The organism is Pseudoalteromonas sp. NBT06-2, from assembly GCF_002276045.1.
Lineage (GTDB): Bacteria > Pseudomonadota > Gammaproteobacteria > Enterobacterales > Alteromonadaceae > Pseudoalteromonas.
On record NZ_NQMR01000100.1, the window covers coordinates 14,909 to 36,094 of the forward strand.

The 21,186-nt window shown below is 35.1% G+C and carries 19 protein-coding genes; 5 read left to right on the forward strand and 14 right to left on the reverse strand.

From position 1 onward, the window contains the following. Positions 1-177: 177 nt before the first annotated feature. On the forward strand, positions 178-1,047 hold the full coding sequence (locus tag CJF42_RS17625) for a DMT family transporter (RefSeq protein ID WP_095367934.1): 870 nt from the start codon (positions 178-180) through the stop codon (positions 1,045-1,047). Between the two features lie 78 nt (positions 1,048-1,125). On the opposite strand, the gene CJF42_RS17630 is transcribed toward CJF42_RS17625, so the two are convergent. The 14 genes from CJF42_RS17630 to CJF42_RS17695 all read right to left on the reverse strand — a co-directional run bounded on the left by CJF42_RS17630 (position 1,126) and on the right by CJF42_RS17695 (position 16,262). Continuing rightward, positions 1,126-2,553: an NADH-quinone oxidoreductase subunit N gene (locus tag CJF42_RS17630; protein ID WP_095367935.1), complete on the reverse strand. Its 1,428-nt coding sequence runs from the start codon at positions 2,551-2,553 to the stop codon at positions 1,126-1,128. Continuing rightward, positions 2,550-4,052, reverse strand: a complete 1,503-nt coding sequence (locus CJF42_RS17635) for a complex I subunit 4 family protein (RefSeq protein WP_095367936.1) — start codon at positions 4,050-4,052, stop codon at positions 2,550-2,552. Before CJF42_RS17635 ends, CJF42_RS17630 begins: the two co-directional genes overlap by 4 nt. Then, on the reverse strand, positions 4,049-5,887 hold the full coding sequence (gene nuoL, locus CJF42_RS17640) for an NADH-quinone oxidoreductase subunit L (protein ID WP_095367937.1): 1,839 nt from the start codon (positions 5,885-5,887) through the stop codon (positions 4,049-4,051). Before nuoL ends, CJF42_RS17635 begins: the two co-directional genes overlap by 4 nt. A 1-nt stretch (position 5,888) precedes the next feature. Further along, positions 5,889-6,203: an NADH-quinone oxidoreductase subunit NuoK gene (gene nuoK / locus CJF42_RS17645; RefSeq protein WP_095367938.1), complete on the reverse strand. Its 315-nt coding sequence runs from the start codon at positions 6,201-6,203 to the stop codon at positions 5,889-5,891. Next, positions 6,200-6,748: an NADH-quinone oxidoreductase subunit J family protein gene (locus tag CJF42_RS17650; RefSeq protein ID WP_095367939.1), complete on the reverse strand. Its 549-nt coding sequence runs from the start codon at positions 6,746-6,748 to the stop codon at positions 6,200-6,202. Before CJF42_RS17650 ends, nuoK begins: the two co-directional genes overlap by 4 nt. A gap of 19 nt (positions 6,749-6,767) precedes the next feature. Further along, entirely contained in the window at positions 6,768-7,283 is a 516-nt protein-coding gene (gene nuoI, locus CJF42_RS17655) for an NADH-quinone oxidoreductase subunit NuoI (RefSeq protein ID WP_095367940.1), read from the reverse strand. Positions 7,284-7,295: 12 nt separating this feature from the next. Further along, on the reverse strand, positions 7,296-8,240 hold the full coding sequence (gene nuoH, locus CJF42_RS17660; RefSeq protein WP_502694798.1) for an NADH-quinone oxidoreductase subunit NuoH: 945 nt from the start codon (positions 8,238-8,240) through the stop codon (positions 7,296-7,298). Then, on the reverse strand, positions 8,233-10,938 hold the full coding sequence (gene nuoG, locus CJF42_RS17665; protein ID WP_170940647.1) for an NADH-quinone oxidoreductase subunit NuoG: 2,706 nt from the start codon (positions 10,936-10,938) through the stop codon (positions 8,233-8,235). The genes nuoH and nuoG overlap by 8 nt, the downstream gene beginning before the upstream one ends. Continuing rightward, positions 10,928-12,256 (reverse strand): NADH-quinone oxidoreductase subunit NuoF, encoded by a 1,329-nt coding sequence (gene nuoF / locus CJF42_RS17670; protein WP_095367943.1) that lies wholly within the window; start codon positions 12,254-12,256, stop codon positions 10,928-10,930. Before nuoF ends, nuoG begins: the two co-directional genes overlap by 11 nt. After that, a complete protein-coding gene (nuoE, locus tag CJF42_RS17675) occupies positions 12,253-12,771 on the reverse strand; it encodes an NADH-quinone oxidoreductase subunit NuoE (RefSeq protein WP_095367944.1) in 519 nt (172 codons plus the stop codon). Before nuoE ends, nuoF begins: the two co-directional genes overlap by 4 nt. 43 nt (positions 12,772-12,814) lie before the next feature. Continuing rightward, positions 12,815-14,587 carry an NADH-quinone oxidoreductase subunit C/D gene (nuoC, locus tag CJF42_RS17680; protein ID WP_095367945.1) on the reverse strand — a complete coding sequence of 591 codons (1,773 nt, stop codon included), beginning with the start codon at positions 14,585-14,587 and terminating at the stop codon, positions 12,815-12,817. 3 nt (positions 14,588-14,590) lie between these two features. Then, positions 14,591-15,235, reverse strand: coding sequence for a NuoB/complex I 20 kDa subunit family protein (locus CJF42_RS17685; RefSeq protein ID WP_095367946.1), 645 nt, complete (start codon positions 15,233-15,235; stop codon positions 14,591-14,593). A gap of 1 nt (position 15,236) precedes the next feature. After that, a complete protein-coding gene (locus CJF42_RS17690; RefSeq protein WP_095367947.1) occupies positions 15,237-15,635 on the reverse strand; it encodes an NADH-quinone oxidoreductase subunit A in 399 nt (132 codons plus the stop codon). 195 nt (positions 15,636-15,830) lie between these two features. Then, positions 15,831-16,262 (reverse strand): CBS domain-containing protein, encoded by a 432-nt coding sequence (locus tag CJF42_RS17695; RefSeq protein ID WP_095367948.1) that lies wholly within the window; start codon positions 16,260-16,262, stop codon positions 15,831-15,833. Positions 16,263-16,627: 365 nt separating this feature from the next. Between CJF42_RS17695 and nagK the strand changes: the two genes are divergently transcribed. The 4 genes from nagK to nagB all read left to right on the forward strand — a co-directional run bounded on the left by nagK (position 16,628) and on the right by nagB (position 20,977). Beyond that, a complete protein-coding gene (gene nagK, locus CJF42_RS17700) occupies positions 16,628-17,524 on the forward strand; it encodes an N-acetylglucosamine kinase (protein WP_095367949.1) in 897 nt (298 codons plus the stop codon). 46 nt (positions 17,525-17,570) lie between these two features. Then, positions 17,571-18,701 (forward strand): N-acetylglucosamine-6-phosphate deacetylase, encoded by a 1,131-nt coding sequence (nagA, locus tag CJF42_RS17705; protein ID WP_095367950.1) that lies wholly within the window; start codon positions 17,571-17,573, stop codon positions 18,699-18,701. A gap of 91 nt (positions 18,702-18,792) precedes the next feature. After that, entirely contained in the window at positions 18,793-19,935 is a 1,143-nt protein-coding gene (nagX, locus tag CJF42_RS17710) for a transmembrane glucosamine N-acetyltransferase NagX (RefSeq protein WP_095367951.1), read from the forward strand. 238 nt (positions 19,936-20,173) lie between these two features. After that, positions 20,174-20,977 carry a glucosamine-6-phosphate deaminase gene (gene nagB, locus CJF42_RS17715; RefSeq protein ID WP_095367952.1) on the forward strand — a complete coding sequence of 268 codons (804 nt, stop codon included), beginning with the start codon at positions 20,174-20,176 and terminating at the stop codon, positions 20,975-20,977. Positions 20,978-21,186 lie beyond the last annotated feature (209 nt).

Below are 21,186 nucleotides of genomic sequence, written 5' to 3' on the forward strand. Positions count from 1 at the left end.
AAATCAGCCCCCAAAACCTATCAATAAATCAAAAGCTTGCTATACCCAAGCCACTTCAAGATGTGAGATTCAGGACTGCTGAGCAATTCATGATCTAGGCGCATCTTTGCATTAATGGTTACTCTCTTGGTAGCTTTTGTTTACAATAAACAAAAATAATTCAAGTAGTTTTTTGTAATGCCATATCTTATTTCGGTCACTGTGTTGTGGGCTTTTTCATTTAGTTTAATTGGTGTGTATTTAGCGGGGCAGGTTGATGCTTGGTTCTCGGTATTAATACGTATTGGTTTAGCAATGTTGGTATTTTTGCCTTTCTTAAAACTAAAAGAAATCCCTAAATCAATCGCTTTAAAACTCATGGGCATAGGGGCGGTACAACTCGGTTTGATGTATGTATTTTATTATCAATCCTTTTTGTATTTATCTGTGCCTGAAGTTTTATTATTTACAGTGATGACGCCTATTTATATTACATTATTAAATGATGCGTTTGAGCGAAAATTTCATCTTAATTTTATGCTAACAGCGTTACTTGCAACATTAGGTGCCGTTGCTATTCGTTATAATGGTATTAATACCAATTTCATCTTAGGGTTTGTATTAGTGCAAGGTGCTAATTTTTGTTTCGCTACAGGGCAAGTATGTTATAAGCGCTTGATGGCAGTACAGAGTAAAAAGCAAGGACTTGATCAAAAAGCGACATTTGGCTGGTTTTTTATTGGAGCTTTTTGTGTCGCGACTATCTGTTATGTAATCTTTGGTGATATTACTAAACTGCCAACAACAAACCTTCAATGGGGCGTACTGGTTTATTTAGGCACAGTTGCATCGGGTTTAGGTTATTTCGCTTGGAATAAAGGTGCTACTCTTGTAAATGTCGGTGCGTTAGCGATTATGAATAACCTGCTGATCCCCATGGGTATAATCGTTAATTTAATGATTTGGAATCGTGATGCCGACGTGATGAGATTAATGTTTGGTGGTTTGCTTATTGTTATGTCACTCGTATTGAATCAATGGTTAGAAAAGCGTAGAAAGGCTGTTTGATTTGATTATCAATTATTATTTGTGACTATGCCGTAAAAGTGACCTTAAATGACATGTATTTAGTTGTTGAATTCAAAATTACCCCGTGATCTGTTGAATAAACTGGCTTAAAGATGAAGGAAATATACCAAATCCTATCACTAAAAATATTATCAAAATGTTAAGTGATAGGGCATTTCCATCAACATTTATATGATTAAATTTAGCTTTATCGGTGGGCGTTTTTATTAAAGCCATAATGACTCTTAAATAATAAAACATTCCTATAATACTGCTTATCACTAACGCAGCTAATACAAGCCATAATTGCTGGCTAACGGCAGCCATAACCAAATAGAACTTGGCCATAAAACCTAACGTCAGTGGTATGCCTGCAAGAGAAAGCATTAATAACATCAGCGTGATGGCAATAAATGGTTTTTGCCAAAATAAACCGGATAACTCATCCAATGTTTTTATTTTAGGTATTTGAATAAAAATTGAAAAAACCCCCACAAGCGTAAATAAATAAGCAACCAAATAAAACAACATAATTTGTTCATTAAAGTTTTGAATAGAAAAGGTCATACTGTGGTTATTTATTAATAATAAAACAATTAATAAATAACCAAAGTGAGCAATGGAGGAGTAAGCGATTAAGCGTAATAAATTTTTTTGCAATAGTCCTAAACAGTTACCAATAAACATAGAACTTACCGCCACAATAGATAAAACATCAATAATAAGTTGATATTGTTGCCAATTACCTAAAGTAACTAATCGCCACAATACAATAAATACCGATAGTTTAGATAAAGTCGCTAACATGGCTGATGTTACAAGAGGCGCACCTTCAAATAGGTCCGCGACCCATAAATGACAAGGCACTAAAGACAGTTTAAAAAATAGGCCTGTAAAAATAAAGATGATCGCACATAAAATAGCCCATGCAGGTAAAAGCTGTGTTGAAGTTATGTGAAGTAATGCTGTAAAAGATAAAGAACCAAATTGTAGATATAAAATTGCAGCACCCATTAAAATAAACGCAGATGCAATGGCTGATAAAATTAAATATTTAATCCCCGCTTCTTGTGCTTTTTTATCATGACCGCAGTATGCTATTAATCCAACAAAAGACAAACTCATTAGTTCTAAGCCCATAAAAAAACTAGAGAAATGGTTGCTAGCAACCATTATTAACCCACCTAAAGTACTTAATAAAAACAGTAAATAGTATTCTTCTTTATGCTCATTTAGCGTTTTTAACCAATTATAAAGTTGTGCCCAAATTAAGCCGACTATCATCAATAACAAAAGCGATATAAAACTGGTTTGTGCGTTAAAGGTGAATAGTGTTTCAGTGCTACTAGTTTGATTTTGTAAAAACAATTGCATTAATAGTGCAAGTAATAAGCTAATCCCTGAAATGAAATAGGCTAAGAACTGACTTCTTACAAAGCAAAGTTGTATCAATATAAATAATGCACCAAACATCACAATGAATGATGGATAAAAATGTACATTCATAATGAAACTCCCATACTAAAAGATACAAAAGCGATATTCATCAGTTTGATCGGTACTAAATCAAAAATAGGCTGCGGGTGTAAACCTAAGTAGATTAAAATAAAACACATGGTTATAAGTGTGAACCACTCTTTTGTATTGGTATCAGGTATTTTAATATTTTGCGGGCTATTTACTTTACCAAAAAATGTTTTATAAATAAGTAATAGTGAATATACAGCTGCTAAAATTAAACCCGATGTTGCAAATACTGTAATGATTGGATATTGCTCAAAGCTGCCAACCAAAATCAAAAACTCTGCAATAAAATTGCCTAAACCTGGCATACCTAAAGACGCAATGCCAAAAAATAAACCAAAAGCACTGAGTTTAGGTAGGTTTATCCATAAGCCACCTAATTTATTCAGATCTCTTGTATGATACCTATGCTGTATCATGCCCACTAAGAAAAATAACGCCGATGTACTTATGCCATGGGCTAACATTTGCATTACAGCACCTTGTAATGCATAAATATTAAAAGCAAAACAGCCTAATAATACAAAACCCATATGACTCACGCTTGAATAGGCCACTAATCGTTTTAAATCAGTTTGTACGAAAGCCATCATAGCACCATAAATGATACCAATGACACCAATTAGCATCATAAAAGGGGCTAGTTGTATTGATGCTTCGGGAAATAAAGGCAAAACAAAACGAATAATGCCATAACCACCGGTTTTTAATAATACTGCAGCAAGTATCACACTGGCAGCAGTAGGCGCTTGGGTATGGGCATCAGGTAACCAAGAGTGAAATGGCAAAGCGGGTAATTTAACTAAGAATGAAATGGTAAAGCCAAGGGCTATCCAAAATGGGAAATCACCAGTAATTGGGTTTTGCATTAAAAGAATATAATCGAAAGTTAATACACCTGTTTGTTGATAGTGTATACCTACCAACCCACATAGGCTTAATAACATGAGTAAGCCACCAGCTTGGGTAAATATAAAAAATTTAATTGCTGCATAGTGCTTGTTTTCGTGACCCCAAATTGAGATCAAAAAATACATAGGCACTAACATGACTTCCCAAAAAACAAAAAATAAAAATAGGTCAATCGCTAAAAACACCCCTAAAACACCGGCGATGGTCCAAAGTAAGTTGAAATAAAAAAATCCGGTACGTTGTTTAATTTCATGCCAAGCAGCAGAAAGCGCAACTAAAGCCATTAATAGGGTGAGTACAATTAATAAAAAGCTCAGTCCATCAAGTGCTAAATGCGCTTTGATATTAAAGATTGAAATCCAATTAAAAGATTCATTTATTAACCATTGTGATTTTTTTAATGACGCGCCATCAAACAGCATAGTATGAAATAAAGGAATTAATGGTAACCAGCACATAAGGAGAGATATAAAAGTGATTCGTTTAGGTAAATTTGCATCGAACCTTTGGCTAAACCAAGCAAGTACACCACCTAATAATGGGATCAGTAAAAGTATAAATAAGCTCATTTTATTAACTCCCCACTAATAAACCAAGCAAAAGCTAAAATGCAAAAAATGACTAAACTGGCGTTATAACTTCGCAATTGTCCATTTTGAAACTGACTAAATGTATTATTTAAAATACAGCTGACTTTTTCGATAAAGCGATAAAACAAATCAATCACATCATACTGATTTAATTGACATAAATATTTAAATGGTTGAATAAAAATAGTTTGATAAATATGATCAAATGCCCAACCACTTTTCAGTAATTGATGAATACCCTGCAATAGAGAAGTATGTGTTCTGCCAAATTGACTTTTTTTAAATATCCACCATGCAAATGAGATAGCAATAAAGGGTAAAATGATAGGCAACCAATGTTGTAAATTAGTCAGGTTGTCAGCGTGTAATGGTGGCATTAAACTGATTAAACCAGATGGTTGTACGCCGCCTAATAATGAAAATAGACATAAAATTATCAATGCTAAAGACATGGATTTAGTTGGGGTTGTATCAGGAGATAATTGTGCTTGACCTAAAAACACAATAAAGAATAATCTGGCACTATAAAAAGCCGTTATAAATGCACCTAATACTGCTGCCCACCACAGAGTGATATGACCTGATGCAACTACTTGTTCTAATATGAGTTCTTTACTGAAAAAACCAGAGGTAAAAGGTAACGAGGCAAGGGCTGAGCAGCCTATTGCAAATGAAACCGTAACAACAGGCAACTTTTTAAATAATCCCCCCATTTTAAAAATGTTATGTTCGTGATGTAGGCTATATATGAGTGCGCCAGCGGATAAAAATAATAAAGCTTTGAAAAATGCATGTGTCATTAAATGAAATACAGCACTCGCACTCGCGCCAACACCTAATGCTAAAAACATATAACCTAATTGACTAATGGTTGAATAGGCTAATATACGCTTTAAATCAGATTGCACCATAGCGGCACTGGCCCCCAGTAATAATGTAAAAGTACCTATAAGTGCAATAACATAAAGCACATCAGGTGCAAGTTGAAATAGTTGGCTATTACGTGCGATTAAATAAATACCCGCAGTAACCATAGTGGCGGCATGTATCAATGCACTCACAGGAGTTGGACCTGCCATGGCATCAGGTAACCAATTTTGTAATGGGAATTGGGCTGATTTTCCCACCGCACCGCCTAATAATAACAAACAACAGATACTGGCAATGGTATTATCAGACAGTGACCAAACAGTATGAGCTTTCACCTGAATTTCTTGTATATCTAAAGTGCCCAAGTGCGTAAATAATAAAAATAGGCCAATTGCCATGGCTGTATCGCCAATACGAGTCATCAAAAATGCTTTATTGGCGGCGAGATTATTATTTTTATCTTGATACCAAAAACCTATTAATAAGTAACTACATAAACCAACACCTTCCCAACCTAAATAAAGTAATAAAAGATTATCTGCTAACACTAAAAACAACATCGCTGATACAAATAAATTTAAGTAAATGAAATAACGCTTAAAGCTTTTGTCTTGAGACATAAACCCTGTTGAATACAGATGAATTAAAGCACCAACACCAGAAATTATGGTGATCATCACTAGAGATAATGAGTCTAAATATAGGCCAAAACTGATGCTTAGTTCAGCAATGCTGATCCAATTTCCTAAGCTGGCCTTTAAAATAAAGTCAGTTTGTTGCCAATAAACATAATTTAAAAATGAACTGATCAACGCCACACTGGTAATTGATCCAACAGCTAAAATTGATACCCATAACCTTGATGGGTTTGAAAACAATAAAATAACTGCACTCAATATAGGTAACAATGGAATGAGGGATAATAAGTTTGAGTAATTTGTCATATTAATCCCTTAACTTATTAAGTTTATCTATATCTAAATGATGATGTTGGCGATACATACTAATCACTAAACTCAAACCGACTGCTATTTCAGATGCCGCTAATGTTAAAACTAATAAATACATGATTTGACCATCACTATTTGCAATCGAAGATGAGTGGTATCGACTGCCAGCGATAAATAAAATAACCACGGCATTTAACATCAACTCTAAAGAAATCAATATAAATAATAGGTTTCGTCTAGCCAGCACACCAAATATGCCAATGGAAAATAAACTTAAACTGAGAAATAAAATCCAAGAAACAGGGATCATAAATTACTTTCCTCTGTTTTAATTTCAATACTAGCAGCGTTTTTACTTATATGAATTGCGGTGATCAAGGCACTCAATAACATTAATGCGCTGATCACAACTAACAATGAATAGGGACCATACAATTGTTGGCCTATTTGTTTTACCGTTATAGCTGGGGCTAGCTGTGCGATTGAAATATCGTTTAATGTTTCACTTGGCGCTAAAAATAAAATGAAAGCTAATTCACAAAATAAAATGCTACATAAAACGAATGCGGTAATTGATGTCGAGAAATGAAATAAATGTCGCTCTTGCGCTAAAGATTTTTCGCCTTGGTGCAACATCATAGTGACAAAAATAAATAACACCATAATCGCACCCGCATAGACAATAATTTGTAATGCAGCCGCAAAAGATGACCCTAAAATAAAGAAGATTAAAGAAATGGCTAACATAGTAACCACTAAATATAACAATGCATGCACCACGTTATGTGCCGTGATAGCTAAAAGGGCGCTGATCAAAGTAATTGTCGCTGTCATTATAAAAATGGTTTCTAACATATCAATAAAGCCTTTTATTTTATGGAAGTAAACTTTTAATATCTATTGGTTTTGCTTCGTTTTGTGCTTGGCCTATATTTTTACCTTCAATCGCTTTTCCGCATATCTCATAAAAATTGTATTCATGATATTTACCAGACCCGCTAATGAGTAAATGTTCTTTTTCGTATACTAAGTTTTGCCTATCATATTCTGCCATTTCTACATCTGGCGTAAGTTGTATCGCATGAGTCGGGCAAGCCTCTTCACAAAAACCACACATAATGCATCTCGAAAAATTGATTCTGAATGTTTTCGCTTGCCAACGTCCGCCTTGAGTTTCGTCTTTTTCAACTAAAATACAATCTACTGGGCAGGCAGCAGAACATAAATTACAAGCAACGCAACGTTCATCACCATTAGGGTCCCGTGTTAAAACAATACGACCTCTATATCGTGGTGATAAATAGGGTTTTTGCTCTGGAAATTGCACAGTGTCAGATTTAGTAAAAGTATGTTTAAGGACTTTTAGCAAGGTTCTAATTTGGCTCATCATAATGAATGCTCCTTAACCTAAAAATTGTAACTTTACGGCACCTGTAATGAGCAGATTAAGCAAAGATAAAGGTAATAAAATATACCAAGAAAATATCATAAGTTGATCATATCTCGGTCTTGGTATTGCAGCTCGTAATAGGATGAAAAAGAGAATGAAAAATGCGGTTTTTAAAATAAACCACAATAAAGGAGGCAGAATCGGGCCTTGCCACCCGCCAAAGTACAAAGTGGTAATTAAACTTGAAATTAAAATAACACCTAGGTATTCACCAATGAAAAACATACCAAATTTCATACTAGAATATTCAGTATGAAAGCCCGCGACAATTTCGGTTTCGGCTTCAGGTAAGTCAAATGGCGCACGATGAATTTCTGCTGTTCCTGCAATTAAAAACAACACAAAACCTAGCGGTTGATAGCAAATAAACCAAACATTAGATTGCGCTTCAACTATGGCACTTAAGCTAAAGTCATCAGCTAAAATAACGACGCCCATTAAGGCTAATCCCATAAATACTTCATAGCTAATCATTTGTGCTGCGGTGCGCATTGCGCCTAATAGTGCATATTTACTATTAGAGGAAAAGCCAGCAAGCATAATGCTGTAAACAGATAATGAACTAATGGCTAATAAGAATAATAAAGCATGATCGAACTGGGCTATTTGAATACCGGGAGCAAAAGGAATAATTGCAAAACCCAATAATGTCATGATCATGACTATCATAGGTGAAATGATAAATAACGTTTTATCAGCAAAAGGTGGCACCCAATCTTCTTTGGTGAAGATTTTAATCATATCAGCAATGACTTGAAATAAACCAAAAGGGCCGACTCTATTTGGTCCTAATCTATCTTGCCATAAAGACAATACTCTTCGTTCAAGCCAAGTGGACCAAGCGCCTAGCAGTAAGAGTACAATTAATATTATGAGAGGTGTCAGCCAGTTAGTCATCATATTCTCCATCAGTATAATTTGATGGAACTTGAATATTTGTTCCTAACCGAATGTATTCAATAAAAGGTACTAAAATCACACCGTCGGCAATTGTATTATGGATTTCGCATGGTAAAGAAATTTGATATTCATTAGACGTTATTGTAAGTTTTTCACCTGATTTAATTGATAAATAGTTGGCTTGTTTTTGATTCATATGAATTAAAGGTTTAGGGGCGAGTTCTCCAATACTTGAAGAAAAAGTTGCTAAATCATCATTAGTATAAATATGGTGATGTGGGCAAACACTGATAGTATTTAAAGGTTGATTATATGTTTTTTGCTGAGCTGTTGGTATTTCAAAAGGCACAGCGCTAGCAGTATTAAATATTTTTACTGCCAAATCACTCTCATTTTTATCTTCTAAACTTGTTTTATTTATGGCTTGACTTGAATTCCATTTTGGTGACCAGACACCCGTAACAGGCGTTGTTATTTTATATTGCGTATTATCTAATGTTTTTTGCCTAAAAGCAGAAACTCCTTCCATTGAATAAGTTAAATTGGATTTATCATCACATATAGGTGCATATTCTTTAACATCAACATTGGCAAAAAAAGCAGTGCGAGCTGATGATCTTAGAGGTTGTCTTGCAGAAGTGAAGTCACCTTTATTAATACTTTTAAACTGCGATAGTGGCTGTAATAGAGAGTCTATGGATTGAATATATTGATAAAGTTTATGGTCGTCATCTAGCGAATTATGCTGTGCTAGCCATTTATAAGGTGTTTGTCTCATGTCATTAGCTGGCATAACGGCATAAGCGCGCTGTGAGCGACCTTCATTATTGATTAAAGTCGCATTTTGCTCTGAAAAAGAGGTTGCAGGTAATACTAAATCAGCCATTTTTACAGTATCTGTAATCAGCTGATCAATAACTATAATATGTTTTATTTTGTCTAAATAAGTAGTGAGTTTTTTATCAGAGAAATACCGGAATAAATCAGTTTCCATAATAACCAGTAAAGTGGGGGGTTCTGATTCTATGCTTTCAATTAAATGAGTAATATCCTGTTCGGGCTCACATAATAATGATAAACCTAGCGTATTTACAGCTGAAGTAGCACAGTAAAAACCTGAATTGTTTTTTTGTTTTTTCAATATTGCACTTATTCTTAAACAAGCTGATAAAAGCTCAATATTAAAACTGTGGGTGCCCGTGATAATGGCAGGATTATTTGCATTAAGTAAGTCAGATGCTATCGAAATCGCTAATTCTGAGCAGTGAGATGTATTATTAACAAGGTATGTTTCAATTTCTAATAGTAATATTAGTTGTTTATTTGGCGATAAGTTTAAGTTTTGTTTTGCAACATCAGATAGTTTACTCTCATGGGTATTGATAATAATCAGAGGCGATTTTGTATCTTGAGTAATATTTCTAAGGGCTTCATCTTGCCAAGGTTTGATGCCAAATTTTTCAGCTTTATTTATACCTCTATTTTTAGTCATTTGCCTGATTGAAAGGGCAATTCTAGGTGCTGTTTGAGTAACATCTTCTCCCACTAAAAGCACGGTATCAGTTTGCTCTATCTCTTTTAATGACAATAAGTTAATTTGATTCGATTCATAAGTTTTAGTTAATAAATTAAGTTGAGTTAGTTCATTTTTAGCTATGCCCGCATAAAAGTTATGTGCACCTACCAACTTATGTAAAGCTGCATTATTTTCAATTGAAGAGCGGGGAGAACCTATACCTATTATTCTAGCGTTAGACTCATTAAGCCATTTTTTTAATTTAATATGTGCATGGATATTATCTAAAGCATGTGTTTTGTTACTTTGATGATCGCGAGACCAAACTTGAGATATTTTATTTTCATGATTGACATGTTGATAACCAAAGCGACCTCTGTTACATAAAAAATGGCCATTGATATCTTGATTAAGACGATTGTTTATTTTCCGAATAATGCCACCGCGTTCAGTGGCATAAATATTACAACCTATACTGCAATGAGTGCAGATTGAAGGGGATGATTGTAGATCCCATTTGCGTATATAATGTTTACTAAAAGGTTTATCAGTAAATACACCTGTTGGACATACTTCAGCTAAGTTTCCACTGAATTCATTTTCTAAGTTACCAGATTCGGTACGGCCAAAATAAATATTATTTTTTGAAGAAAACACATTTAAATCTTTTCCTCCACAATAATCACGATAAAATCTAACGCAGCGATAGCAGCCAATACAACGATTCATTTCATGGTTTAAAAAAGGTCCTAAGTATTGATTGTTATGGGTGCGCTTTATGCCAGGATATCGACGTTTAATATGACCGCTTAATAAAGTCATATCTTGTAGATGGCAGTCTCCACCTTCTTCACAGACAGGGCAATCATGTGGGTGGTTGGTCATTATAGCTTCTATGTTAGTCGCCCTAAATGTATGTGCTTTTTCATTATTAAATGATATGCGCATGCCCTCAGTAACAGGTGTCATACACGACATGACTAATCTGCCTCTAGTATCCTCTTCATTTTGATATTGCATGACGGCACACTGACGACAAGCACCAACAGAACCCAATGCAGGGTGCCAACAAAAATAAGGCACATCCATATTTAAACTTAAACAGGCTTGCAATAAGTTAATATTATCAGGTACTTGATAAGATAAATTATCAATATAGAGTGTTACTTTATTTGTCATCTCCATCCTCCAAATTGTCAGAATTACAATAAGGACATGATTGCTGTTCTATATGTTGTTCAAAATCTACTCTAAAAAAAACAAGTGCACTTTGTAGTGGTTCAACTGCACCAGGAGCAAGTGCACAAAAAGTATTACCGGGGGCGGCAAATTTACATAAATCTTCGAGTTGTTGAATGTCGGCTAATTCCCCTTTACCTTGTTCAATTTTTTCAAGTAATACTGCAGCCCAAGGTAAACCATCTCTGCATGGTGTACACCAACCACAAGACTCTTGAGCAAAAAACTTAACTAGATTTAAAACCATAGCAACGGGGCAGTATTTATCATCTAAGACAATGATAGTCCCGGTACCCATACGGCTTCTTTGTTTGCCTATTTCGTCATAATCCATAGGTGTATCTAAATGTTTTTCTAATAAGAAGTCAGTGGAACCTCCGCCCGGTAAATAACCTTTTAGTTTATAACCATCACACATGCCACCAGCATAATTCTCGATTATTTCGCCAATAGGAGTACCCATTGGTAACTCCCATAAACCGGGTGTTTTAACTCTGCCACTCACACCAAAAATTTTAGTTCCGGCATCTTTAAATCGCCCTAACGATTTAAACCAAGTGGCACCAAAATTTAAAATATGTGGTAAATTACAGAAGGTTTCAACATTGTTGACTATGGTGGGTTTTCCCCATAATCCTGCAACTTGTGGAAAAGGCGGTTTTGCCCTGGGGTTTGCTCGTTTGCCTTCAAGTGAATTAATTAATGCAGTTTCTTCGCCACAAATATATCGCCCAGCACTCGTATGGATATGTATTTCAAAATTAAAGCCACTTCCAAGTATATTTCTACCTAAAAGGTTGTTGTTGTAACACTCCTTTAATGCGAGTTCTATACGCTCTATTGCAGTATAATAGTCACCTCGAATGAAAATATATCCTATGTCAGCATCTAAAGTGTAACCTCCAATTATTAATCCTTCTATGATTTGGTGCGGTGTTTTTTCTAATAATAATCGGTCTTTAAATGCACCAGGTTCCATTTCATCAGCATTAACTATCATATATTTTGGATGGGGAGCATCATCACCTTGTGGTACAAAGCTCCATTTTAGGCCTGTAGGAAAACCTGCTCCTCCGCGTCCTCTTAAGTTTGATTCTTTTATTTCATCTAAAACAGCAGAACCTGATAAGGTTAGCGCTTGCTGTAAACCTTCGTATCCTCCAAAACTTTTATATTGGTTTAACTGCCAACAGTTGTCATCATCAGTTATAAATCGGGTTAATGGTTTTTTTGGACAATTCTTTTGTTTTGAATTCATTTTGAAATTGCCTCTTTTAAGTTATTTATTATTAAAGGCAGATTTTTTTCTTGTATTAGTTCAAAAAGCGTTTCATTGGCTATCATGACAGGTGCTTTATCACATGCACCTAAACAAGGGAGGGAGATCAGGGTAAATTGATTATCTTTTGTCGTTTGTCCATTATTGATTTCGAGTTTATTACTTAGGCATTTTCTTATGTGCTCGCCACCCATCAGATCGCAACTAATACCATCACATGGATGTAAGACGACTTTACCTACAGGTTGTCGAAAAATTAAATTATAGAAAGTCGCAACGGACTCTAAATCAGATAAAGGTAAATCTAAATATTGGGATAAGGATAGAATACAGGCATCACTTACCCAGCTCCTGTGGTTTTGTATTATTTTTAAAGCATCAATACTTACTCCTGAAATATGTGGGTTTTCAAGTAATAATTTATCAATTTGGGCTTTTTCAACATCACTGAACTCAACAATTTCATTCGTTGGGATCTGGTTTTGTAATGTCATAGAGCATCTCCTTGTATATTTTTACTTTATTAATTTTTTTGCATCATCGATCAACATCAGCCATTACAAAATCTATACTGGCAATAATGACGATTAAATCAGCGAGCATTAAACCTTTTGAAATTTCAGGGATCATTTGCAAATGTGCAAAAGAAGGTGTTCTGATACGAGTACGGTAGCTTGAGCTAGTACCATCACTGATAATGCTATAGCTATTAATACCTTTTGTTGCCTCCACGGCAAAAGAGGATTCTCCATTTGGCATTACAGCACCCCAGCTGGCATTTAAAAAGTGCTGTATTTGCGTTTCAATATCATTTTTACTGAGCTTATTAATAGGAGGAGTTGTACTTGGATGCTCTACTTTGTAAGGCCCTTGTGGCATATTGTTAGTACATTGCTTAATAATGCGAATACTTTGTCGCATTTCTTCTACGCGAAGTTTACAGCGAGAATAAGCATCACCCTGATCGTCAAGAGGTACATCAAATTCATAATTTTCATAACCACTGTAAGGTGATTGTTTCCTTAAATCATAGTCACAGCCCGTAGCACGTAAACCTGGACCAGTTACACCCCAATTAATAGCTTGTTGTGTTGTATATTTTCCGATGCCAATACTACGCTTTTTAATGATACTATTTTGCATAACCATCACTTCGTATTCATCTAATCGCTTTGAAAAATACTCAGTAAATTCAAGTATCATTTTATCCCAACCATTCGGTAAATCTTGAGCTAATCCACCGATACGAAACCAGCTAGGGTGCATCCTTGCACCTGTAATAGCTTCGATTATGGCAAATAACTTTTCGCGGTCTGTAAATATGTAAAAAATAGGGGAAAGTTGACCTATATCTTGAGCAAAGGTGCCAAAAAATAACATATGGCTTAGTATGCGAAAGCACTCAGATAACATGACACGTATACACTTAATACGCTCTGAAATTTGTATTCCTGCTAGCATTTCAATGGCTAAAATATAAGGAAAGTTGTTCATCACACCACCTAGATAGTCGATGCGATCAGTATAAGGAATAAAACCATGCCATGTTTGACGTTCTGCTATTTTTTCGGCCCCTCTATGATGAAAGCCGATATCAGGCACTGCGTCTATGACGCGTTCGCCATCAAGCTGTAATGCAATGCGAAATACACCATGAACACTAGGATGATTAGGCCCTAAATTTAAAAACATGTAGTCATTATCATTGTTGCTAGTTTTCATGCCCCATTGTTCAGGAATAAACTTTAATGCGTTCTGTTCTTTTTGAAGTTTTTGTTCATCTAAAGAAAAGGGGTCTTTTTCAGTGGCCCTACAAGGAAACTCTTTACGTAATGGATGCCCTTTAAAAGTAGGGGGTAATAAAATTCGGGTTAGTAATGGGTGATCACTAAATGTAATGCCAAATAAGTCCCATGCTTCTCGTTCATACCAATTAGCATTTTTGAATAAGTGCGTAATGCTAGGAGCTTGAAGTTGTGTTTCAGTTAATGCGACTTTAAATCTAATAAATTGATTTCTCTTTATAGATAATAATTGATATACAAGCGTGAAATGAGAAACGGGCAGTTTTTGTTTATCCAGACGTAACCTTTCATCTACAGCATATAAATCATAAAGCATATCAAATGGTTCAGTGATGCTTTTCATAAACGATAAAATTGCAATGAGCATTTTATCGGTGATCCACAATGTCACTATGTCATCAGCAGTCCTTTGGGGTGTAAAGTATTCATTTTTGAATTGGGCAAATAATTCAGGGATTTTATTTTTTAAGGTATCGTCAATTTTATTATTATTTTCTGATGACATAAATTACACTCCATCTGTCGTTCGAAGTGTTGTTGCGGCCATTCTGTCGGCATTTTTTTCATCTCTTAGGTTACGAGTAGAAAAATTTTCAATTTCTTGTGGTGTGATCACACGATTGAGTGGTCTTTGTTGCTTTGAATAACCTTCTTTGATGGCTTGTTGCAGTAATGTAAGCCCATACATTAAAGCTTCAGGACGTGGTGGGCAGCCTGGAACATAAACATCAACGGGCAAAAATCTGTCAGCACCTTGCACAACACTATACACATCATACATGCCACCAGAGTTTGCACATGACCCCATACAAATAACCCATTTAGGCTCTAGCATTTGATCGTAAAGATACTGTATCACGGGTGCCATCTTTAAAAATACAGTACCAGAAATTACAATTAAATCTGCTTCTCTTGGTGTGGCCCGTATGACTTCAGAACCAAAACGCGCAATATCATGACGGCTAGTAAAAGAGGTCGCCATTTCAACATAACAGCAAGATAAACCAAAATTGTAAGGCCAAAGAGAGTTGCCTCTACCCCAAGCAACTAAATCATCAAGCTTTGCTAAAAGTAAATTTTTCTCTGTCAACTCTTCTATACCAGTTACTTGAGTATTTATCTCTTCTTCTGGTTTAGTTAATTGCCAACGCATGTTATGCCTCTTTACTAAATTGTTTTTTTGAATTTTTACTGGGAATTTTTTCACCCCAAAGGAAGGCGCCTTGTCTTATTTCATAAAGTAGAGCGATTAATAATATGGATATAAAAAATGAAGTAATAAAAAAACCGTGCCAACCTGCTTCCATAACAACGATTGACCATACGTATAAAAAGACTGCTTCTATATCAAAAATAACAAATGAGATAGCCACTAAAAAATAATTAATATTCCATCTAATATCAGTGCTGCCTTGGCCAACAATACCTGATTCAAAGGGGGCGTTATTTATTCTTTTAGGGACTTTTGGGTTTAGTAAATGCGACACCAAAATCATAGTAAAAGTTAATAATATAATGGCTATAAAATAAACTACAAAACTGGTTGAAATCATAAATTACCTTAACCTTTATTTTTGTTATTAAAAAGCAATTAAATATGAGTAAGTTACAACACTCGATAAAATAATAGTATAATTTTTCAACAAACCAAGGAAAAATAAATAATTTTACATATAATTTTCGAATCAATAACTTGAGTGATTTTAATAGTAAATATAAGCTTAAAATGAGCAATGTTAACCATAAAATTAAACAATTCGATCATGACCTTTTTCATAAAATGAACGTAGATGAATATCTATCGCATTCAAAATATCCCCTCTAGTAATGATCCCGAGTAATCTTTTATTTTCATCAACTACAGGATAAATTTTGGGCTTATTACCAGCCATTTTCTCGGCTAAATCCAGTACTGAGTCATCAGGGCCAACAGTTAATACATCAACTGTCATCATATCCGATACAGTTGTATGAGGTTCACTTAAATATGTATCCTCAAGCAGGTGAGATAAGCATTCTTGCTCTGAAATAAAGCCAATAACATGTTTGTAAATATCTAATACAGGGCCACCAATTTGGTGGGAATGAATTAATTTTTCTGAGGCTTCAGCAACTGTCATATCAATATTAAAGGTAACAGGTCGCTTGTTCATGTAATCCGCAACTCGAATGGATTTCATTTCTCTCTCCAGATCTATTTTTATTTTATTGAAGATAATGTTTATATAGATAAGCTTAGTTGCGTTTTTATATTTTGCATTAAATACTTAAAAATTAAAGTTTTATATTTGCCTATAATAGAAGCTTAAATGCCCTATACTTTTGGTAATAAGTTAAATTATCAGTGTGTAGGCTATCATTTCCTATTTTAATAATTAACTGTAATATGATTAACTTATAGATTTATATTGTTTTTTTTAAAAAATTAATGACAACGCTGTCATTAATTGTGTAACATTAATTCAATATGAGTAGGGAATTAAATACTTGAGATGTGCTATTGCTCAAGTAGATAAAGAGAAAAATAAAAACTAAGGGTCATTTGATGATTGAGATCAGTGAAAAAGAAAATCAGTTATATATAGGTATAGATGGCGGCGGTACTAAATGTCGCGCAACTGTGTTTTCTACTAAAGATGGAGTAGTCGGTACCGGATTAGGAGGACCTGCAAATCCACTTCATGGTCTTGAACGTACTTTAGAGTCAATTATGGTCTCAACTCAACTTGCAATGAAAGATGCAGGTCTGGATACTAATGATGTCAAACAAGTTGTTGCTGGTCTTGGTTTAGCCGGTGTTAATCTTCCTGGTTTATATCAAAAAATAAATGAATGGCATCATCCATTCAAAAGAATGTTTCTGACAACCGATTTACATACGGCATGTATTGGTGCCCATAAAGGCGAAGATGGCGCAGTTATAATTACAGGTACTGGTTCATGTGGTTTTTCTTATGTAAATGGTAAAAGTACTATTTTAGGCGGTCATGGCTTTTCTCAAGGTGATAAAGGCAGTGGTTCTTGGATGGGTTTAGAAGCTGTCAAAGCGTGTTTACTTGATTTAGACGGGTTAGGACCACACACTATGATGTCTGAGTTAATGTTAAAGCATTTTGAAGTTATTGATGCGATGAGCATTGCAGAAAAAATGGCGGGTAAACCTTCAAGTGTATATGCACAACTGGCTCGCATTGTTTTTTCATGTGCAGATAAGGGGGATTTAGTTGCATCTGTGATTGTACGTGATGGTGCTTCTTATATTAGTGATTTAGCATGTAAGTTATTAGAACAAAACCCACCTCGTTTATCTATGATAGGTGGATTAGTTGAGCCTTTATACAAATGGTTAGATAAAGATATTTCGATGCTTGTTAAACCACCGATTCAGCCACCAGAAATGGGCGCCGTTTATTATGCTCAGCAGTCACTCTTAAGTAATTAATCGTATTTGACTTTTTATTAATATTTCGTAATTAAGGTAAAAAAATATGGCACAGTTTTTACAAGTTGAGCGCGTTTTTACAGGTACCGAATTTCTTCACAACGTCACTTTAAAAATTGAGCAAGGAAAAATTACAGAACTTGGTCATCAAAGTATTGAATCGGCACAAAAACTACATGGTTTATTAGTCCCTGGTTTTATTGATGTACAAGTTAATGGTGGTGGAGGTGCTTTTTTTAATGCAGATCAAACTGCGAGTTGTTTGCATAAAATAGCACATTCCCATGGCCAATTTGGCTCAACTGTTGTTATGCCCACTCTGATAACAGATAGTATTGAAGTAATGAACAAGGCTGCTGATGCGGTAGCCCAAGCAATCAAAGATAAAGTACCTGGGGTTTTAGGCATTCATTTTGAAGGCCCTCATTTATCACTACCAAAAAAAGGCACTCACAGCGAAAAATTTATTCGTGGTATTTCTGAAGACGAATTTACGGTTTACGCACGCCAAGATTTAGGGCTTAAAATTGTTACTTTAGCGCCAGAAAATGTTTCACAAAGTGATATTAAACGCTTAGTTGATTATGATGTAAAAGTATGTCTTGGTCATACCAATGCCGATTTTGATACTGCTATGGCAGCCCTTGATGCCGGGGCTGATGGTTTTACCCATTTATTTAATGCCATGTCAGCTTTCACCTCAAGAGAGCCTGGTGTTGTAGGTGCAGCACTTTGGCATCAAACAAGTTGGTGTGGATTAATTGTTGATGGTCATCATGTTCATCCTGCATCAGCAAAACTGGCAATTAGTACTAAGCCAAAAGGTAAGATCATGTTAGTGACTGATGCAATGCCACCGGTTGGTACAGATGATACAGAATTTGACTTCTTTGATGGACGTACTGTAATTCGCACAGGCGACAGACTGAACTCATCAACAGGTGAATTGGCAGGTAGCGTATTAGATATGGCTTCTGCAGTTCGCAATACTATTAATACACTAGATATCAGCTTAGGTGAAGCATTACGTATGGCATCGACCTATCCAGCAGAATATTTAGGTTTAGAAAAATCTAAAGGCAGAATAGGCGTAGGCTTTGATGCTGATTTCGTTTTACTAGATGATAATCAACACACGTTAGCAACCTATGTATTAGGTAATAATATCACTGATTAAATAGGATTTAGTAGCATAAACTCTGACAAAACGGACTTATCAGTTGTATAGCGGGATTCTTATTTGGTATATGTAGTTTAAAGGTATGAAAATGACAACAAAGACAAAAAATACTAAAGTCTCAAAAAAGCGGTTAGCATCATTAGATGCATTACGAGGCATGGATATGCTTTGGATTTTAGGCGGTGAAAAAATCTTTACAGCCTTATTTGTTTTAACTGGTTGGGCTGGTTGGCAAGTTGCACATAATCAGACATTACATAGTCAGTGGCATGGCTTTACATTTTACGATTTAATATTCCCATTATTTATTTTTCTTTCTGGCGTAGTAATGGGTTTATCTCCGAAAAGAATAGATCATTTAACATTATCAGAACGTCTACCTATGTATAAAAAAGCGTTGAAGAGGCTGGTGTTATTATGTGTTTTAGGTATTTTTTATAATCATGGATGGGGTACAGGGATCCCGGCAAGTTTAGATGAAATCAGATATGCCAGTGTATTAGGGCGTATTGCTGTTGCTTGGTTTTTTGCTGTGATGTTAATTTGGCATACTTCATTAAGATTTCAAATCATTACGGCTATTAGCATACTGGTAGGCTACTGGATTTGGTTGGTTTTTATCCCAGTACCAGGTGGCAGTGCAGGAGTGTTAACAATGCAAGGGAGTTGGAATGCTTGGATTGATCAGCACCTTTTACCGGGTATTACTTATCAAAATCGCGCAACTGATCCTGAAGGGCTTTTATCTAATTTACCTGCAATTGTAAATGCTATCTTAGGTATTTTTGCTGGTCGTTTTATCGCTAAAGCACCTGATTTAGGTGAGTGGAAAACTGTTGGGATTTTATTTACGTCAGGTATTATTTGTTTAGCGTTAGGTTGGAGCTGGAATTTGGTATTTCCTGTAAACAAAGATTTATGGACCAGCTCATTTGTATTAGTGACGTCAGGATGGAGTGCTATTTTATTGGCAATATTTTATGCATTTGTCGATGTATTGAACTTTAGAAAGGCAGTCTATCCATTTATCATAATAGGTGCTAACTCTATTATGATTTATTTAGCGTCAAGCCTACTTAACTGGGAGTATACCGCTAAAAGTGTATTTGGTGGTTTAGTGGTAGCGGGTTCAGAAAGCTGGCAGCCATTACTTAGCGTATGTGCATTATTAAGTGTCCAATTACTTTTTTTACACTGGATGTATAAACGTAACATTCTTGTGAGTGTATAACCTCATGACGTTTTACACCTTTTAGGAATATGAAATAACAATAATGACTGTAAAAAATTCACTTTTACTTTACAAATGAGTTTTTAAAACTATAATGACAGCGTTGTCAATTATGGTTTAAACCTAAAGTTTGTCGTATCCCGATTAGGTTTTTTGATCTATGGCTATAATATCTTGCACGGGTTGTTAGCCATAGGTCCCATTTTCTTTTTCTTCTTTTTATAAGAGTTTATTCACTATGCAAATCGTTATTTTAAAAGATGCCGCTCAAGTTGCCGAATATGGCGCTAATATTTTTATTGAGCAAATTAAAAATAAAGCGAACTCTGTAATTGGCTTGGCAACAGGTTCAACTCCGGTTGCACTTTATCAAGAACTTATTCAAAAAAATCAGCAGAATGAAACTTCTTTTGCTGGTGTAATTAGCTTTAATTTAGATGAGTATTTAGGTTTAAAAGGCGATCACCCACAAAGCTACCGCCATTTTATGGATAAGCAGTTATTCAACCATATTGATATTGATTTAAATAATACACATGTACCACCAGGTGACGCTAAAAATCCATTGACTGCTTGTAATGAATATGAAGAAAAAATTAAGCAAGCAGGTGGTATAGATGTGCAATTATTGGGGATAGGTAGAAATGGTCATATCGGTTTTAATGAGCCTTCATCTGGTTTAACATCACGCACGCGTGTTAAGACATTAACACAAGCAACGATAGACGATAATGCACGATTTTTTACTGAAGATGAATACCAACCACATTTATCTATTACTATGGGGATCGGCACTATTTTAGATTCTAAGAAGGTAGTATTACTTGCAACAGGAGAAGGAAAGGCCGATGCAATTAAAGATATGGTTGAAGGTCCACTTGCGGCAATGTGTCCAGCTTCAGCACTTCAATTGCACCGTGATGCGGTTATCGTAATTGATGAAGCAGCTGCATCTAAATTATCAGATACAGAATTTTATAAGCATATCGAAGCAGAAAATCAAAAATTATTAACACACTTAGCAACTTTAAATATTAATTAGCATTAAAGTTAAGTCGTAATTATATTACTTTAATGTATTTCACTTACTTTGTTCAAAAAGACGCTTAATTGGGTCTTTTTTTGTATTTTGCGCTACATATTTTGTAGCGATGGTGTTAGGGTAATATAAAATTTAATTTATATATCAGGGTAAGTGATGGCACTTCCAATTCCGGGTTCTCCAGTGATACCAATCAGATTAAATTTATG

Bases quoted from the DNA above. Each gene is read 5' to 3' on its own strand.
- CJF42_RS17625 (WP_095367934.1), top strand. From the start codon at position 178: ATGCCATATCTTATTTCGGTCACTGTGTTGTGGGCTTTTTCATTTAGT.
- CJF42_RS17630 (WP_095367935.1), bottom strand. From the start codon at position 2,553: ATGAATGTACATTTTTATCCATCATTCATTGTGATGTTTGGTGCATTA.
- CJF42_RS17635 (WP_095367936.1), bottom strand. From the start codon at position 4,052: ATGAGCTTATTTATACTTTTACTGATCCCATTATTAGGTGGTGTACTT.
- nuoL (WP_095367937.1), bottom strand. From the start codon at position 5,887: ATGACAAATTACTCAAACTTATTATCCCTCATTCCATTGTTACCTATA.
- nuoK (WP_095367938.1), bottom strand. From the start codon at position 6,203: ATGATCCCTGTTTCTTGGATTTTATTTCTCAGTTTAAGTTTATTTTCC.
- CJF42_RS17650 (WP_095367939.1), bottom strand. From the start codon at position 6,748: ATGTTAGAAACCATTTTTATAATGACAGCGACAATTACTTTGATCAGC.
- nuoI (WP_095367940.1), bottom strand. From the start codon at position 7,283: ATGATGAGCCAAATTAGAACCTTGCTAAAAGTCCTTAAACATACTTTT.
- nuoH (WP_502694798.1), bottom strand. From the start codon at position 8,240: ATGACTAACTGGCTGACACCTCTCATAATATTAATTGTACTCTTACTG.
- nuoG (WP_170940647.1), bottom strand. From the start codon at position 10,938: ATGACAAATAAAGTAACACTCTATATTGATAATTTATCTTATCAAGTA.
- nuoF (WP_095367943.1), bottom strand. From the start codon at position 12,256: ATGAATTCAAAACAAAAGAATTGTCCAAAAAAACCATTAACCCGATTT.
- nuoE (WP_095367944.1), bottom strand. From the start codon at position 12,771: ATGACATTACAAAACCAGATCCCAACGAATGAAATTGTTGAGTTCAGT.
- nuoC (WP_095367945.1), bottom strand. From the start codon at position 14,587: ATGTCATCAGAAAATAATAATAAAATTGACGATACCTTAAAAAATAAA.
- CJF42_RS17685 (WP_095367946.1), bottom strand. From the start codon at position 15,235: ATGCGTTGGCAATTAACTAAACCAGAAGAAGAGATAAATACTCAAGTA.
- CJF42_RS17690 (WP_095367947.1), bottom strand. From the start codon at position 15,635: ATGATTTCAACCAGTTTTGTAGTTTATTTTATAGCCATTATATTATTA.
- CJF42_RS17695 (WP_095367948.1), bottom strand. From the start codon at position 16,262: ATGAAATCCATTCGAGTTGCGGATTACATGAACAAGCGACCTGTTACC.
- nagK (WP_095367949.1), top strand. From the start codon at position 16,628: ATGATTGAGATCAGTGAAAAAGAAAATCAGTTATATATAGGTATAGAT.
- nagA (WP_095367950.1), top strand. From the start codon at position 17,571: ATGGCACAGTTTTTACAAGTTGAGCGCGTTTTTACAGGTACCGAATTT.
- nagX (WP_095367951.1), top strand. From the start codon at position 18,793: ATGACAACAAAGACAAAAAATACTAAAGTCTCAAAAAAGCGGTTAGCA.
- nagB (WP_095367952.1), top strand. From the start codon at position 20,174: ATGCAAATCGTTATTTTAAAAGATGCCGCTCAAGTTGCCGAATATGGC.